Genomic DNA, 15,687 nt, shown 5'->3' with positions numbered 1-15,687 from the left:
TGCCGATGAGGCTCATCGCGATGTCCAGGCGGCGGCGCATGCCGCCCGAATACGTCGACACCCTGCGCGCGCCCGCGTCGGTCAGCGAGAAACGCTCGAGCAGGTCATCGGCGATCTGGCCGGGATTCTTGAGATGCCGTAACCGGGCGACCAGCACGAGGTTCTCCCGCCCGCTGAGGATCTCATCGACGGCGGCGAACTGTCCGGTGAGGCTGATGGACTCCCGCACGTCCGCAGCCTGCGTGGCGACGTCGAAGCCGTTGACGCGGGCGGTCCCGGCGTCGGCCTTGAGCAGCGTGGACAGGATCTTCACGGCCGTGGTCTTGCCTGCCCCGTTGGAGCCGAGCAGGGCGAAGATGCTGCCTCGTGCCACGGTGAAGTCCACGCCGCGCAGCACATGCAGTTCCTTGTACGACTTCTCCAGGCCTTGCACCTGGATCGCCTGGGCTTGCTGTGTCGTCATCAGTCTGTCCTGTCCTTTCTTGCGGTGTTTTCGCCGGCGGCGCGTTCGATGGCGCTGGTGAAGCGGTTCCGCTCCCGGGTTCTGTACTGCCCGATCGGGTAGTTGGCCACGAACGCCTCCACGAACTCCACAGGGTCTTTCCCGAAGATGTCGCGGATCGGGGTTCCGTCCGCCGCGCTCTGTTCGAACAGATCGGCAAGATCCTCATACATCGCCATCGCGCCGGCACCGTCCGCCGGCCCGAAGTGCATCAGGTACCGCTCCAGCGCTTCGACGGCCGTGCGATAGTTCTCGGGAAGCTGCTTGATGCGCGCCTTGTACTGCCGGTAGCGCCGCTTGTCCTCGAGCGACCCGGTGAGGATCTCCAGGTACTGCAGGTAGCGGCTCTTCGGCTCGTTCGACCCTGTGACCACGTCTACTTACCTCCTTCTCGGAGTTGTTCGAGCCTCTCGGTGAGGAAGCTCCAGTTCCTCCAGAACTCTTCGAGGTACTCCCGTCCTTGAGCGTTCAGGGAGTACACCTTGCGCGGCGGCCCCTTCTCGGACGGGACCTTCTCCACGTCGACGAGGCCGCGCTGCTCGACCCTGACGAGCAGCGCGTAGATGGTGCCCTCGGCGATGTCGGAGAAGCCCTGCTCCCGCAGCCACGCCGTGATCTCGTAGCCGTACGCGGGCCGACCGGACAGGATCGCCAGGACGATGCCCTCCAGCGTTCCCTTGAGCATCTCCGTCAGTTGCTTGCCCACGGAACACCCACCTCAGCTACTCGGTGTCGCTAACTACTGGTACAAAGTAACACCGACTACCAGTACCTAGCAACACCGAATAGCTGAGGGGCAATCGGGGGCCGCAAGCATGTGGGTGCGGGCGGCCTGATCGCTGCTCGCGAGCGAGCCCGTCGCCGACATCTGCCCGCACACCGGCCGCGCCCGCCTCGGCGAGGCCGACGTCCCGCTGCAGCTCATCATGGGCAAGACCCGGCACAAGAACCCCCGCACCGCCATGCGCTACGTCAAACCCGGCCCCGAAGCCATCGCCAAGATCACCACCATCCTCGGCCCACCCCGCCGCACCCAGTGACCATGCCGTCAACCAGCCGGAAGACCCTTTGCCTCCCACTCCAGCATCTCGCGCTCTTCGGCGACGCTCTGCGCCCTGACGACCTCGGCGGCGCGCGGGCAGATGTCGACCAGGAGGGCGGGCAGTGTGCGCACATCGGGGCCACCGGTCTCGCGGACGCGGGCGAGTTCTCCCGGATCGTTCCGCGTGTAGACGCCGCACAACCGGTGTCCGTACGCCACCAGCGCCTGGTCGGGGATGCTCCGCGCGGACGGCAGCGCCTCGGATGTCCGCACCGTGCACACGAAGGCCCGCTCACCGGTCGGCGGGGGCGTCCTGAGTTCGCCGTCCGCGCCCCGCCCGCGCTCGGGCGGCTCGCAGTCGCCGCGCGAGGTGACCGGGCCGCGCACCTGGTCCGCCACCGGGAACGGGGTGAGTTCCCAGAGATACGTGCGGACGAAGGACTCGATTATCCCCCTCGGGCCGATCCAGAACGGCAGGCCGTGGGCCAGGTTGACCGCCACCGGGAGCAACGGCAGCACGACGGCCGTGACCGGCAGCGGCCATCAGCCGAACGGGGCCCTGGTCCGCTTCTTCTCCGTCCGTACCCGCCTGGGGTGCGGGCCGGCGAGGTCGTGGGCGGACCGGGCCAGCCAGACCGGCCGGAAAAGGGTGACCACCCCCAGGAGCGGTGTGAAGGCGGAGTAGTCATCGATGAAGGCGAACACCAGCGGTGCGACCAAGAACGGCAGCACCATGGAGGCCACCCCCGACCACACGGTGTCCCTGCCCCATCTGCCGTCCCCGGCCTGGGCCACGACGGTCAGCAGCATCCAGAGCAGCCAGGTCCACCCGTTCAGCTGGACGATCTCGGAGCCTTCTTCGAGGCTTCGGAGATCGAGAGCGTCGAACACCTCCGCACCGATCGAGCCCGCCACGTCGAGTGTCCCGGCCACCAGCGCGGTGAGCCGTAGCGCGCGGGAGGCGCCGTCCAGCACCCGGTAGAACAGCACCACCAGGGCGAGCTGTCCGAGATCTTCCAGGTCGTAGGTCCGCCAAGGCAGATAGGCCGCGAACCAATCGAGCGAAAAGAGGGCCACATTGACATAGAGCGCCACCCGCAGCAGGCGGACGACTCTCCCCTGCTCACCGATCTCCCCGGCGACCCGCCCGCGGAGGATCTGCCACAGCGCCCAGCACTGCGCCGCACCGACCAGGAGCAGGAACAACACCTGCCGGCCCACGCCCGGCTCTCCCGGGAGAACCACCAGCAGCCGGAGAACCCTGTCGTCACCGCTCACCAGCGCGACGACCCCGAATGCGACCACCGCGGCCAGATAACCGCCCACGACGAATGCGGCGAGCCATCCGAAACGATATCGACGGCCGGAACGGATGGAACGCATATGTACTTCCCGGGGGGCGAGAAAGCGAACAAAGCGCTCAACCCTAATCGAGCACCGACCCCGGATGTACTTTCACGCCACCGCCGGTACGATCCAGATCTCTCCAGCCACACTTTTATCCCGGCCACAAGGCGGGCGTCCTGCCCGCGGCGTCGGATACCCCGGAAAGCCGGGTCAGCTGGCGCCGGTTCTTACCGCGGTGACCGCCATCGTGGTGTAGGGCATCGTGAAGCCGCCCCCGATCGCGTCGATGGCGGCCCCGACGTCTGCCAGTACTTCGGCCAGTTTGTCCGCCGGGAGCCGGGTGAGGCCACCGGTCGTGGGCAGCAGATCCAGCCACTCGTCGCGGGTGTAGAACCGCTCCCAGTCGAATCGCCACTGCTCCGGGTCGCCGAACTCATCCGCCTTTCGGATTCCGTCGGCGAACATGGTGAACATCTCCTGGTAGATGTCCTGGGTCTGCTGCGGTGGCCGGCCGTTGAACGGCGAGTCGGGCACCACCCGCCGATAGACCGCGTTGAAGGCCTCCGCAATGGCGGGCGGAGGCTCGAAGTCATGCGCGAACACCGCCAGCCGGCCGCCGGGCCGCAGGACCTGGGCCGCCTTCACGGCACCCGCGACCGGGTCCACCCAGTGCCAGGCCTGGCCCGCGATGACCACGTCGAACGTTCGGCCGGCCGGATCCCAGGCCTCGAACGTCGCCACCTGTACCTCGACCCCGCTGCGCCGCGCGAACTCGGCCATCCGCTCATCGGGGTCGACGCCCAGCACCGTGCAGCCGGCCGCCTGGAACTGCCTGGCCTCTATGCCGGTGCCGCAGCCGACGTCCAGGACGTCGGGCCCGGGGCTGGCGGCGACGATCCGCTCCACGAGGGCATCGGGATAGCGGGGCCGGGCCCGGTCGTAGCGTTCGGCGTCCGCCCCGAACGACTCCGCCACCTGTCTGGCCTTGTGCGGCTCATTCTCGGAAGGGTGCGATTGTCCCTGCGATATAGTGGGCATGCGCCCACCGTAGTGGGCACGCGCCCACTTGCCAACGAGGTAGCGATTCGCGGTGAGCGTAAGGAGGAAGGCGCGGTGCCGACCGGGGTGCACATCCATGACGCCCGCCGACAGTTGTTCGACGCCGCCGAGCGCGTCCTGCTTCAGGACGGGCCGAACGCGTTGACCAGCCGTGCGGTCACCACCGAGGCCGGCGTCGCCAAGGGCGTCCTGCACCGGCACTTCGCCGACTTCGACGCCTTCCTCGCCGAGCTCGTGCGAGACCGTATCGCCCGGATCGACGACCAGGCCGCCGCCTTGCGCGAGTCCGCCGGGACCGGCACCGTCGCCGGCAACCTCACCGGCGCGCTGACAGACCTGTTCGACCCGGTCGCGGTGGCGATCGTCAGTCTCGTCATCTTCCGGGACGAGCTGCGCGCCCGGCTGCGCCACGCCAGGCCGGGCCCCGGTATCCCGGTCATGACGGAAGCCGTGGCCATGATCGCCTGCTACCTCAACGACGAATGCGAGCTGGGCCGCATCGCGGTCGACGCCGACGTCGACGCGCTCGCGCTCTCACTGATCGGGGCCGGGCACCTGCTGTTCGCCGGCCGGGAAGGCGCCCCGGTGGAGGCTGGAGCCGTCGGCAAGGTCGTGACCACGGTCATCGCCGACGTCGCGCAAAGACGGCTGCTGTGAACCACCCAGCAGCAAACCGCTTGATGCAAGGCGTTACGGGGGGTCGGTTCCGCGAAGCCCGCGTCCCTTCGTCCGGACGAACGTCGCGATTCCTTCTTCCACCGGGTACGCGTGGTCGAGACGCCGCTCACGCCATATATGCGGTGGGAACTGCACTCGCTGCGACTGCGCGCCGAATGCGGTGAGCGGGTCCGCGTGGTCGGCGTGGAAAAGGTGGCGGCCTCGGAGAGGGCCGCTCCACTGCCGGAAGTGGTCATCCTCGGCGGCCGAACCCTCTACCACGTTCTCTACACCGAAACCGGCGTCCCGAACGGTGCGGTTCGCTACACCGATCCCGGCCTCATCGGCGGTTGGGAAACATACATCAAAAGCCTCTACGAGGCCGGTGAAGATGTGATGTCCTACTTCGACCGCGAGGTGGCACCCCTTTCCTCGCCCACGACGAAGACGGAGTAGGCGGCAAAAAGCCCGGAGAAGACGAGAAGCACCTCGGCAGTTCGCATTCCGAACTGTCGGGGTCCTCGCGTGATGTCGTACAGGTCATGGGCGTCAGTGCCGGCACCAAACCACCTCTCAAGGTGGTACGGCCCCACCGCCTCCAGATCCGAGGGCAGCAGAGCCGTCCACTCCGGCACATGTCCTCCAGCGTCGAGCAGGCGAGATGGGCCATTGGCGGGTTTTGGTGAAAAATAAATAATTATTCGATGAATTGTCCAGCTATGTTCACGAATAGCAGATCGAGTAGCCATCGAAACGCCGTCAATAATTCTTTTTCCGTTGACACGGAAGAGCGGAAATGACACGTTTACCAATGTCTGGCGCCATCACGTGAGATCAGCACCGTGCACATTTCCAACCGCCAGAAAAGATCCACACAATGGCCCCTGCCCCTGCTCGACTCGACTCAGCACGGAGGTACGATCATGCGTCAATCGCTCCGCAAGATCTCCATGACGGCTGGCATCGTAAGCGCAGCGCTCCTCGGGATGTCGCAGACCGCGGCGATCGCGGTTCCGTCGGCGTCCGTCCTCGCACCCCCTCCCGCCCCCGCCCCCGCTCCGGTTCCCGATACCGGTCGGGCTCCCGCGGGGGGCGAGGCGAGCCTGGACAACACCGGTTCCGCGACGAACACCCGGGCGCTGTGCGTCTTCAACACCGCGGGGGACTACGTCCACGTCTCCTCGTCCGCCTTCGAGGCCTCCGGGCACGGCTGGTGGGTCAACGGCAACTGCAACGCCACCCTGGCGGTCGTCACGGTGCAGCTGCAGCAGTACTACTCCGACGGCAGCTGGAGAAACGCCGGCACGGCGGGCAGTGCGACGGTGCGGTCCGGCGGCGGCGCCGGCAACCGCGCGACCGGACGCGGCGGCTGTAACAGCAACAGCCTGACGGGATGGCGTAGCGTCGTCGACGTGGACCTGGTCGGCCTGGCCGACGACCCGGGCAAGCTCTACACACCGAGCCGGAACATCTACTGCAGGCGATAGCGGAAGAGGGCGACGTGAGCATCAGACCCGACAGCACCATGTTCGCGGCTCTGCACGGCGAGCTGGCGTTGCATCCGTGGCGAGATCCTCGCGTCGCCTCCTCGGACGCGTACAGTCTGTTCGTCGCGAGGTCGTCCGCGATGGGATGGCTCACCGAGGCCATCGAGAACGCGTCCGGCGGCCTGTGGGGGATGAACGACGCCGGGCAGGGCCCGGAGCCGTCGCGCATCGCGTGGTTTCAGGTGTCGTTGACCGAACCGGTTCCCGACCGCCGGCCGTTGCCGGTTCAGGCGTTCCTCTCGTGTGCGGGCGACGTGGTGGCGCGTATCGGCACTCCGCGCCTGCGAGCGGTTCAGCTTCTGCTGCCGGTGCAGAGCCTTGACGCCTCGTCGCGGGTGAGCGCTGTGCTGCCCCTGTTCCAGGACGCCGGCTGGTTCGCCGACGTTGACCCGCAGTGGAGAACACCGGTACGGGTGACGTTGGACGGCGGGCAGGATCCGTCCATCCACTCGGCGGCGCCCGGGATGCTCCGGTGGATGCGGGGTTTCACGCAGGACGTCTTCGTGTGCGACTCGTTCTCCCTGACCGACGACGGCATGGTCCTGGAACCCGCCGTCATCGACGAGCTGTGGCGCGGGCCCGCCCGGCACCGGGTCACATTCCACGGCGTCCTCACCGAATGGTCGTTGGACGCGCTGGGATGGCTGGCCGCCTTCCTCGCCGAGGCGGCCTCCCAGAACGGGGTCGGCACCCCGTTGATGCTCACGGCCGACCGGCCCGAAGGGGCGCGTTCACCCGTCGATTGAGTCCGGTGGCGCTTTCCCCGGGTCTGCCCGAGGGAAGCGCCACCGGGTTGGCCGGGGAGAAAGTTATGAACACGATCTTTCCACCCCGCTACCAGGCCGACGTTGTCCGCCTTGGCGCCTGAGGAGCCTGTTGCTCGCCCCCTTCGCCCCTGCTGACAGGGCCCTTAGTGCTCCGTTTCCCAACGGAGGTTGCGAACGCGCTGCAAGGAAACCGAGATTGTCGGGCCTGTCTTCCTGATGCCGGGACCGGGGTGGATCTGTACTTCCGGTAGGGAACGTCGCATTAAGGGATCTGTCCGGGTTCGTCGACGACCCCTGCCGCGACCTTGGCGGTCGCAAAGAAGCTTCCCTGCGGGAAAGCCACCGCGCCGTTGATGAGCTGGTCCCGCAGGTAGTCCGTCCGCGAGCCGAGGTAACGATAGGTCGTGCTGTCGAGGATGACGTAGGACCGCTCGGTGACCTGACCGTTCTCGTCGCGCCGCGTGCCGAAGCCCGGAGCCCCGACCTCGTAGGCGATGCCCATACCTGACCTGCCCGCCGCGTCGCGGATGCCGAGGTCCACCCGGACTCCCGGAATCCTGGCGAGAGCGCGGAAGATCGCCGCCTCCAGCTTGGGCGGCAGGGGGACCTCCTGGCTGAGGTAGACCGACAGCACCCCGAACGCCCGCGCGTCCGGGTAGTCGGCGCGCCCCCGCTCCTCGTCCGGCTTGTCCTTCCAATGCCGGTCGCCCTTGACATGGGCCAGCAGCCTGTCCGGGTCGGTGGGCAGCTTGGCCAGCCTGGCCGCGTACTGCCGGGGGGACAGGTCGTCGTCACCCGGGTCCGGCCCGAGGGTCCGCGTCTCCATCGGGCGCCGACCCAGCCGGGTCGCCTGCCGGGTGCCGTCGTAGCGCGTCCAGTACTCCTGGGTCTCGACCGAGCCGTCGGCGGGCTGCCTGACGACGCTTTTGCGGTACAGCCACTGGTCGGGACGGGGCGAGATGCCGTCCGGCAGGCGCTTCTCGGCCATCAGCGCCGCCTGCCTCAGCATGACCTCCGCGCTCACCGGCGTCGCCTCCGCGGTGACGGGTGGCCGCGCGACCGGCCGTTCGTCGTCGTGCACCACCACGGCCACCGCCGCGATCACCGCGACGGCCGCCGTCATGGCCAGCGGCAGCGAGAGCACCGGCCGCAGCCGGCGGCGGCGCCGCAGGGAACGCGCCCGCAGCGCGCGCAGGCGGTCGGCGTCGGGCTCGGGCGCGTTCGCCCGCAGCTCGCTCAGCAGTTCCAGGTCATCCACGGCCGGTCTCCTCCGAGATAGCGGACGGATCGACCCCGCCCAGGGCCTCACGGGTCTTCCTCCTGGCGCGGTGCAGGCGCGAGCGCACCGTGCCGATCGGGATGCCGAGTGCCCGCGCCGTCTCCTCGTAGCTGAGATCCGCCCAGGCGATCAGCAGCAGCACCTCGCGATCCTTCGACGCCAACGTGGCGAGTGCCCTCACCAGATCGCGCTGCGCCGCCGAGGCCGTCACCCGGGCCTCCACCCGGTCGGCGTAGCTCTCGGCCACCTCGTCCACCCCGGTCCTGGCCAGCGAGAGGTACGCCCTGACCTCGGCGCGGTGGTGCTTGCCGATGAGGTTGGCGGCGATGCCGTACAACCAGGGGCGGGCATCGCGGTAGTCGGTGTCGTAGCGCCCGAGCCGCCGGAAGGCGGTGAGGAACGTCTCGGCCACGATGTCGTCGGCCATCGAGTCCCCCAGTCGCCGCGTCACGTAACGGTGCAGGGCGGGGGCATGTCGGTCGAACAGCACCGAGAAAGCGGCGGAATCACGCCGGGCACGCCTGATCACCTCCGCGTCGTCCAGATCTGTCTCCGCGCTCAAGCGTGAACTCCGTTTCCTGGGTCCGGTCACTCCCTTTCACCCGATGCCGCGGATCGGGTTCTCCACGCCTCCGTTTCACGGACCTGACCCACCGTGCCGCACGGCACCGTCCGCGCCCGCCGTCGTCGGGCCGGCGCCCTCTCCTCCGTAGGAGGACCGTTCTTTCCGCCGACATGCGCGCCATATGCCAAAATGATCACGCCTCTCGGAGGCGTGAATCGGTCCATCCGGATTGCCGAAAAGGCGCTCGGCGCCATCAGGAGAGGATGTCGGTTGTCCGTGACGGATCTGGAGCTTGCCGGCGAGCTTCGCGAGCTTGCCGATCACCCCCACCTGGCGGCCCGTCAGGACCAGCTACGTGATCTCGCGGACGCGGTCATCGATCCCGACATGGCCGGACACTGGTGCGAGGTCGATCTGTTCGCCGCCTTCTCCCCCGACGACACCATCCTGGTGGACGGGGAACCGGCGGGAACCACGTCCTCGCCGGGGAGACCGGGATGGCGACGAGGGCTCAGCGGCGCCATCGGTCCCGCCCTCGTCTTCGTACCGATCTTCATCACCTGGCTCGGCCTGATGATGGCCACCGGCGCCTACGGCGACGTCCTCGCGGCCGGCGGCCTGGACGCGGCCCGACGGCCCTTCCTGGAGATGTGGCAGCAGGGCTTCGACGGCAGGTTGCCCGGGTTCTTCGAGTTCGACAACATCGCGCTCTGCACCCTCGCGGCCATCTTCTGCCTCATCTGCTGGACCGTGTTCGAGAACATCACGCGGAACACCAGGGAGGACGCCGCGGAGCGGGAGCTCCGCGCCCTCCGCGTCCGGCTCCGCGGGGCGCTGACCGAGGCGAGCCTGGTACTCGGCCAGGTCCGGCTCTCCTCGCCGGAGCGGTTCGGGGCCGAGCTCAACAAGGCGGCGGCCGACATCGGCTTCGTCGGGACCACGGCGCGCAAGGTGCACACCGAACTGGTCGAGGCGCTCACCCTGACCCTGGAGGCCACCCGCAAGACCACGGACGCGCTGGCCGGCAGCGCGATCGACGTGCGCGACGCCGTCGAGCACCTGGGCGGGCACCTGGCGGCCGTCAACAACACCTGTGACGACCTCGCCTCGGCGGTGGCCCGGTTCTCGGCCATGATCGACACCGCTGGCTCCACGACCGGCCAGGCCGTCACCGATGCCGGGAACCAGTTGTCGACGACCATCTCCCGGACCACCCTCGACATGCGCCAGGCGTTCAACGACGAACTCGTACGGTCCATGAAGTTGGTCCAGGGCAGCGTCTCCGGCCTGGACCTCCGGATCAACGAGCTGGTCGGCGCGACGGCGGGCATCGGCCACGCCGTCGACCGCGCGGCCATCTCGATCGATTCGGTCGGCTCGTCGACGGAGAAGGCGGTCGACCTGCTCGGCGCACGGGTCACCGACACCATCGCGGGCACGGCCAGGGAGTTTCACCGGACCTTCGAGGGCGCCGGTACGGAGATCCGGGAGGCCCTTGAGAGCTGGTCCGCCGCCACCGGGATGCACGCCTCCCGGATCGACACCACCATCGAGACGGTCGCCCTGCTGGAGCGGACGCGGGAGGTGCTCGACCGGCTTCCCACCGCGCTCGCCGGCGCGCTGGCCGACCTGCCTTCGAAGGAACTCGCCGAGCGCGAGGCCACCGACTCGGAGCAGGTGAGCACCAGGCTGCGGCTTCCGGCCGACGGCCTCTGGACTCTCCCGGCCGGCGGTCCCGGCAAGGATGGGGAGAACGGCGAGGGCAGCGGCGACGGCGAGGGTCCCAGCGGCGGCGGGGACAGCGAAGGCGACCGGGCCGACGGCGGCGACAACGACCAGGCCACCGGCACCGGCACCGGCGAAGCAGACGACAGCGGTGACGACGAGCCGGACTCACGCCGGAGAGCTCGGACCCCGCTGTGACCGCCCGCCGAAGAACCTCCAGCACGACCCTGATGGCCGGTTGGCTCTTCGCCGACCTGCTGCTCGGACTCACGATCATCATGTTGGGAGCGCAGGCACCACCCCCCTCACCCACCGACCCCGTGACGGACACCGCCCGGTTCCAACCGGACTCCTTCCAGCCCCTGCCTGACTCCACCCGGCCCCCGTCCCAAGAGCCCTCGACCGAAGAGCCCCCGTCCGAAGGACTACCGAACAAAGAGCCCCTGGCCGAAGAGCCTTCAGCCGAGAAGCCGCCGAGGAAGAAGGCCCCGGAGAAGGAAACCTCGGAGAGAGCGCACCGGCCCGAGGAGCCCGCGGAGCAGAAGAGCCCGGTCAAGGAGAAGCCCGGCCCCTCGCCCTCCCCCTGCACCGGCCTCGTCGGAGGCGTCCGGGCGAAACCGGTCACGCTCTCGTTCCGGGTCACCCCCGGCGCCGCTGACGGCGTCCTGGCCGCACAGGTCCGCCAGGAACTGCGCAGGCACAAAGGCAACCTGGCCGGACGGCGCGTCGGTATGGTGCTGACCTTCGGTTCCGACTCCGACGGCGGTGCCAGCGGCGGCGTTCAGCTGGCCACCCGGGTCAACACGGCCATCCGCGAGACGTACCCGCGCATCTTCGGAACGGCCGTGACCCGGAACTTCCACGACCTCTCCGCCCCGAGCGGGTCGATCTCCATGGAGATCTACTTCGTCACCCACGGCTGCTCCGCCACGTCTCCGGGGACACCCGGTCACTAGAACTCAAGCCACGTGACTGATGTCGAACAGGCCACAGACGCTGTCCCGCCTCTGGCCGAGCTCGTCTGAACGCGGAACCGCCACGACGCAGCCGAATCGAACGACACATGATCCCAGCCGGTCGCGTCCTCCGCGCCCATGGATGACCCACGCCGAGCGTCGTCATCGGCGCGGCTCCCAGCGGAAGATCCGGGAAGCCAGCGCGACGGCGACAACGACCCAGCTCAGCGTGGGCGCCAGGAGAACCAGGGACTCCGTGACGGGAACGCCGCCGTTCCAGGCGTTGACGGCCAGTTCGGTGGCCGAGCCGCCGGGGAGCAGCCGCTTGAGCAGGGTGAGCTCCTCGGTGCCGGTGATCCCCACCCAGCTGGTCACGGCGATGGTGCCGAGGCTGATGGGCAGCGTGGTCACCTGGGCGTGCTCGGGGGAGTCCGTCAGTCCCGCCGTGGCCAGTCCCAGGCCGAGCATCATGATCACCATCGAGAGGACGGCCGCCGCCAGGAGGGGAATGTTGTCCGGCCGGCCGGTGACCACGGCCAGCACGGTCATGATCACGACCACCTGGACCAGCGAGATGACGGTGACCGGGAGCAGCAGCCCGGAGAGGATGCCGGCGTCGCTCGCCGCGGTGGAGCGCAACCGCTTGAGGAAGAGGTTCTGCCGGCGGGAGGCCAGCGTGGTCACCGCGGTGGTGTAGAGCCCGAACGCTCCTACGGTGAACATCACCACCGCCGCGATGTATCCGAGGCTGCCCAGGGCCGCGAAGACTTCGTGCTGGTAGATGAAGAACGCGCTGACCACCGCGGGCATGACGACACTGGTGACCAGAACCAGCCGGTTCCGGAAGATCTGGACCAGCTCACTGAGAGCGATCGAGAGCATGGCGAAGGTCCTTTTCCTGGAAGTCGGGGAAGTGGTCTAGTCGCTGTCGAGGGCGCGGAAGACATCGTCGAGCCGGGTCGGTCCGGCTTGGAGTTCCCGCAGCTCCACCGCGTGGTCCTGCGCCCAGCGGAGCAGGGTGTACAGGTCCTTCTGCAGGCCGAAGGTCTCGATGAGGAACTTCCCGTCACTCTCGCGCGTGGCCTGCAGCGGTAGCGCCGGTGCGTGGGCCGCAAGGGAGAAGCGGATGGCGGCCGGCAGGGTCCGCGTCAGTTCGGAGACGGTCCCCTCCCGGTGGAAGGTGCCCTTGTGCATGAGACCGATGCGGTCGGCGTACTGCTGCGCCTCTTCCAGGTAGTGCGTGGTGAGAACGACGGTGGAGCCGTCTTCGCGCAGCTTGTTCACGGTGTCCCACAGATCGTCGCGGGACTGGATGTCCAGGCCGGTGGTGGGCTCGTCCAGGAAGATCAGCTCAGGCGTTCCGTACACGGCGGTGGCGAAGTCCAGACGCCGCTTCTCTCCGCCGGAGAGCTGGGACACCTTGATGCCGGCCTTGCGAGTGAGATTCACAACGCTGAGCACGCGTTCGACCGTGTCCGTGCGCTGGGTGAGTCTTCCGATCAGCCGGACCGATTCCCGCACCGTCAGGTCCGGGGAGAACCCGCTGTCCTGCAGCATGATGCCCATCCTGGGCCGCACGGCGCGCCGGTCTCGTGGGCTCTGCCCGAAGACCCGCACGGTGCCCGAGGTGGCCGTACGGTGGCCTTCGATGGTCTCCAGGGTCGAGGTCTTCCCCGCCCCGTTCGTGCCGAGCAGAGCGTAGAGCTCGCCGCGCTCCACCTGGAAGGACAGGTCCTTCACGGCATGGAAGTCGCCGTAGCTGAGGTTCAGACGTTCAACGTCGATGACCGGTGTCGAGGACATGCTGTCGATCCCAGCAGCCACCGCGCTCACCGGGCAGTGCGACCACGTCATGACCTCGCCATGACATTTCTTGGGTGAACGTATGACGCAGCGTCACTGGTGCCACCACGGAACCGGAAGAATACTGGGCAGACTCTGCTGTTCTATCCCGGAGAGCCACCCATGGGCACCGAACCCCTGCGCCTGGTCTGCGCGGCGTTCTTCCTCCACTACCTCGGCGCCGGTCTCTTGCCTGACGGCGGGGAGTCGTGGTCGGAGAGCGACCGGTGGCCGATGTGGACGGCCGCGGTCCTCACTGTGGCGAGCGCCATGGCAAGCACTGTGGCGAGCGCTGTGGCGGTCCCGCTGCTCGGCCTGACGGCTCAGCGGCCAGGTGAGGACCGGTGAGGCCGGCCCGGACAGCGGCACACCCGATGTCCGAGCACACCGAGGCGACGCGGGGACGGCTGCGCAGACTCAATCTCACCATGTTCCTCCCGCTGCTCACTGTCGTAGGGGCGCTGATGGTGGCGACCGATGCCCGGACCTGGTGGCACGTCATCGTCCTGGGTCTGGGCGTGGTCGCGGCCCTGGTGGCCTTCGTGTGGTGGGCGGCGCGCGACATCTCCCGCGTCGCGCTCCCCTGCCTGGTCATCACCGCGGCCGTGTGGCTCCTCGGAGTGCTGGTGGTGGACAGTGCCTCGGCGTTCTACGGCATTTTGATCGTGGGCTCCCTCGCCGTCCCCCAGCTGCCGCGCCACCGAGGCTGGGCGGCCCTGGGGCTGATCGCCTACGTCGCCGTAGTAGGCGCGGCGAGGCTGTTGGTCACCCAGGAAGATCTCTCCGGTGTCCTGATCGGATACGTCATCGTTCCCGCGGGCGCCACAGCGGTGCTGACCGGCCTCATGTTCCCCAACCAGAGGTTCTATGGCCTCGTTGCGGAGCTGGAGGAGGCACGAGAACGCGAAGCGGAGCTGGCCGTCATCCGGGAGCGCGTGCGTTTTGCCAGTGATCTGCACGATATCCAGGGCCACACGCTGCATGTGGTGAAGCTGAAGATCGCGCTGGCCCAGAAGCTGGTGCACAGCGACGCCGAACGAGTGGAGCAGGAACTGCGCGAGGTGCATGCCTTGGTCAGCGACACCATCACCCAGACCAAGGAACTCGCCTACGCGCAGCGGCGGCTCAACCTGTCCGCGGAGCTGGAGAACGCGAAGAACCTCTTCGAGGCCGCGGGCATCCGCGTGCGCGTCGACCGTGAGGCCGAGGTCGACGCGCGCGCAGGCGAGCTGCTCGGCCAGGTCCTGCGGGAGACGACGACCAACATCCTGCGGCATGCGCAGGCCGAGCAGGTGCGTATCACCCTGTCGGAGTCGGGCATCGCCATCGTCAACGACGGCGTGCGGGAAGGTCCGCTGCCCGAACTGCGGGGGCTCGCCACGCTCAAGGAACGAGTGGTGGGCAACGGAGGCGAGCTGACGGTGGAGCAGAAAGACGGGCGTTTCCTGACGGCTGCGGCATTCCCGCACGGTCGTTCGGGCGCTGCCCTCTAACAGCGGGAAAGGACGACCGATGACCACCGTGGTGCTCGCCGACGACGAGGCACTCCTCCGCAAAGCGCTGGCGTCGTTGCTCCCACTCGAGGGCGAGATCAGCGTGCTCGCCGAAGCAGAAGATGGTGCGGCGGCCGTCCAGGCCACGCTGCGAAACCTGCCCGATGTGCTCGTCATCGATCTGGAGATGCCCGGTGTGGACGGACTCGGCGCCGTCGCGGAGATCCGCCGTGCGCGGCCGGAGCAGGTGATCCTCATGCTGACCCGCCATGCCAGGCCCGGCGTGCTGCGCAGGGCATTGAAGCTCGGAGTCCAGGGTTTCGTCAGCAAGTCCGCGGAACCGGCGCACATCGTTTCGGTCATCAAAACCCTGCACGAGGGCAGGCGATGGATCGACCCGGATGTCTCCGCACTCGCCGTCGTCGACGACTGCCCGCTCACCGACCGCGAGGTCGATGTGCTGCGGGCGACCGGCGAAGGCTATTCGGTCGCCGACATCGCCGCCCAACTCCACCTGGCAGAGGGCACGGTGCGCAACTACCTCTCGAATGCGATGCAGAAGACTCAGACCCGGACCCGGCACGAAGCGGCGCGGTACGCGCGTGAACACGACTGGCTGTGAGCGCCGATGGCGGACGTCGAGGATTTCGGCGGTGACCTCTTGGCCGATATCAGGCCCCTCGGCGGCGAATCCGACGCGTCCGTGACGGGCCACGGACGCGCCGCCGGGCGTCCCGTGGAGATGAGCCGGGTGACCTCGCGATCACCCGCTCCGGCAGGACGGCACACCGGGACACCTCCCTGCCGCCGGCCGCCGGCCGCAGGGAGGTGTCGAACGCGGCTAGGTCCTGTCCTGCGGATCTTGCCGTGGCGAGGATCGGTCAGGTGGTGTCTCGCAAGGCGGAG

18 protein-coding genes and 1 pseudogene are annotated in these 15,687 nt (G+C 68.3%); 9 read left to right on the top strand and 10 right to left on the bottom strand.

The window, feature by feature from the left end:
* The 6 genes from ABT130_RS43990 to ABT130_RS43965 all read right to left on the bottom strand — a co-directional run.
* On the bottom strand, positions 1-463 hold a 463-nt coding region (locus ABT130_RS43990), incomplete at its 3' end, for an ABC transporter ATP-binding protein (protein WP_350965909.1).
* On the bottom strand, positions 463-876 hold the full coding sequence (locus ABT130_RS43985; RefSeq protein ID WP_350965907.1) for a DUF1048 domain-containing protein: 414 nt from the start codon (positions 874-876) through the stop codon (positions 463-465). The genes ABT130_RS43990 and ABT130_RS43985, both read right to left, overlap by 1 nt.
* 2 nt (positions 877-878) lie before the next feature.
* Complete coding sequence (locus tag ABT130_RS43980) at positions 879-1,208, bottom strand: PadR family transcriptional regulator (RefSeq protein WP_350965905.1); 330 nt, start codon at positions 1,206-1,208, stop codon at positions 879-881.
* A gap of 342 nt (positions 1,209-1,550) precedes the next feature.
* The gene (locus ABT130_RS43975) at positions 1,551-2,063 is read right to left on the bottom strand and encodes a hypothetical protein (RefSeq protein WP_350912429.1); all 513 of its coding nucleotides are present in this window, start codon (positions 2,061-2,063) and stop codon (positions 1,551-1,553) included.
* Positions 2,064-2,087: 24 nt separating this feature from the next.
* Positions 2,088-2,927 (bottom strand): hypothetical protein, encoded by an 840-nt coding sequence (locus tag ABT130_RS43970; protein ID WP_350965903.1) that lies wholly within the window; start codon positions 2,925-2,927, stop codon positions 2,088-2,090.
* A gap of 174 nt (positions 2,928-3,101) precedes the next feature.
* Positions 3,102-3,866 carry a class I SAM-dependent methyltransferase gene (locus ABT130_RS43965; RefSeq protein WP_451935178.1) on the bottom strand — a complete coding sequence of 255 codons (765 nt, stop codon included), beginning with the start codon at positions 3,864-3,866 and terminating at the stop codon, positions 3,102-3,104.
* Positions 3,867-4,004: 138 nt separating this feature from the next.
* Between ABT130_RS43965 and ABT130_RS43960 the strand changes: the two genes are divergently transcribed.
* The 4 genes and pseudogenes from ABT130_RS43960 (at position 4,005) to ABT130_RS43945 (ending at position 6,900) form a co-directional block, all read left to right on the top strand.
* The gene (locus ABT130_RS43960; protein ID WP_350965900.1) at positions 4,005-4,607 is read left to right on the top strand and encodes a TetR/AcrR family transcriptional regulator; all 603 of its coding nucleotides are present in this window, start codon (positions 4,005-4,007) and stop codon (positions 4,605-4,607) included.
* Between the two features lie 90 nt (positions 4,608-4,697).
* Positions 4,698-5,063 (top strand): annotated as a pseudogene (locus ABT130_RS43955) (DUF6879 family protein); the annotation flags it as partial.
* A 467-nt stretch (positions 5,064-5,530) separates the two neighbouring features.
* On the top strand, positions 5,531-6,094 hold the full coding sequence (locus tag ABT130_RS43950; RefSeq protein ID WP_350965898.1) for a hypothetical protein: 564 nt from the start codon (positions 5,531-5,533) through the stop codon (positions 6,092-6,094).
* A gap of 14 nt (positions 6,095-6,108) precedes the next feature.
* Positions 6,109-6,900, top strand: coding sequence for a hypothetical protein (locus tag ABT130_RS43945; protein ID WP_350965896.1), 792 nt, complete (start codon positions 6,109-6,111; stop codon positions 6,898-6,900).
* Between the two features lie 283 nt (positions 6,901-7,183).
* Here the strand turns inward: ABT130_RS43945 and ABT130_RS43940 are convergent, their stop codons facing one another.
* Positions 7,184-8,179, bottom strand: a complete 996-nt coding sequence (locus ABT130_RS43940) for a CU044_5270 family protein (protein WP_350965894.1) — start codon at positions 8,177-8,179, stop codon at positions 7,184-7,186.
* Complete coding sequence (locus ABT130_RS43935; RefSeq protein WP_350965893.1) at positions 8,172-8,762, bottom strand: RNA polymerase sigma factor; 591 nt, start codon at positions 8,760-8,762, stop codon at positions 8,172-8,174. Before ABT130_RS43935 ends, ABT130_RS43940 begins: the two co-directional genes overlap by 8 nt.
* Positions 8,763-9,035: 273 nt before the next feature.
* Between ABT130_RS43935 and ABT130_RS43930 the strand changes: the two genes are divergently transcribed.
* Complete coding sequence (locus ABT130_RS43930; RefSeq protein WP_350965891.1) at positions 9,036-10,688, top strand: hypothetical protein; 1,653 nt, start codon at positions 9,036-9,038, stop codon at positions 10,686-10,688.
* Between the two features lie 32 nt (positions 10,689-10,720).
* On the top strand, positions 10,721-11,446 hold the full coding sequence (locus tag ABT130_RS43925; RefSeq protein WP_350965889.1) for a hypothetical protein: 726 nt from the start codon (positions 10,721-10,723) through the stop codon (positions 11,444-11,446).
* A 162-nt stretch (positions 11,447-11,608) separates the two neighbouring features.
* On the opposite strand, the gene ABT130_RS43920 is transcribed toward ABT130_RS43925, so the two are convergent.
* Entirely contained in the window at positions 11,609-12,328 is a 720-nt protein-coding gene (locus tag ABT130_RS43920; RefSeq protein WP_350965887.1) for an ABC transporter permease, read from the bottom strand.
* Positions 12,329-12,364: 36 nt separating this feature from the next.
* Positions 12,365-13,249 carry an ABC transporter ATP-binding protein gene (locus ABT130_RS43915; protein ID WP_350965911.1) on the bottom strand — a complete coding sequence of 295 codons (885 nt, stop codon included), beginning with the start codon at positions 13,247-13,249 and terminating at the stop codon, positions 12,365-12,367.
* Between the two features lie 162 nt (positions 13,250-13,411).
* On the opposite strand from ABT130_RS43915, the gene ABT130_RS43910 reads away from it, so the two are divergent.
* Genes ABT130_RS43910 through ABT130_RS43900 form a run of 3 tightly spaced genes read left to right on the top strand, consistent with a single transcriptional unit; the run spans position 13,412 to position 15,403 of the window.
* Positions 13,412-13,636 (top strand): hypothetical protein, encoded by a 225-nt coding sequence (locus ABT130_RS43910; RefSeq protein WP_350965885.1) that lies wholly within the window; start codon positions 13,412-13,414, stop codon positions 13,634-13,636.
* A 26-nt stretch (positions 13,637-13,662) separates the two neighbouring features.
* Complete coding sequence (locus ABT130_RS43905; RefSeq protein ID WP_350965883.1) at positions 13,663-14,781, top strand: sensor histidine kinase; 1,119 nt, start codon at positions 13,663-13,665, stop codon at positions 14,779-14,781.
* Between the two features lie 19 nt (positions 14,782-14,800).
* Positions 14,801-15,403: a response regulator transcription factor gene (locus ABT130_RS43900; RefSeq protein WP_350965881.1), complete on the top strand. Its 603-nt coding sequence runs from the start codon at positions 14,801-14,803 to the stop codon at positions 15,401-15,403.
* Positions 15,404-15,687 lie beyond the last annotated feature (284 nt).

Source organism: Streptosporangium sp. NPDC001681 (assembly GCF_040298085.1).
Classification (GTDB): Bacteria; Actinomycetota; Actinomycetes; order Streptosporangiales; family Streptosporangiaceae; genus Streptosporangium.
Note: the sequence above shows the minus strand (reverse complement) of the source record. Positions and strands in the feature narration are given on the sequence as shown.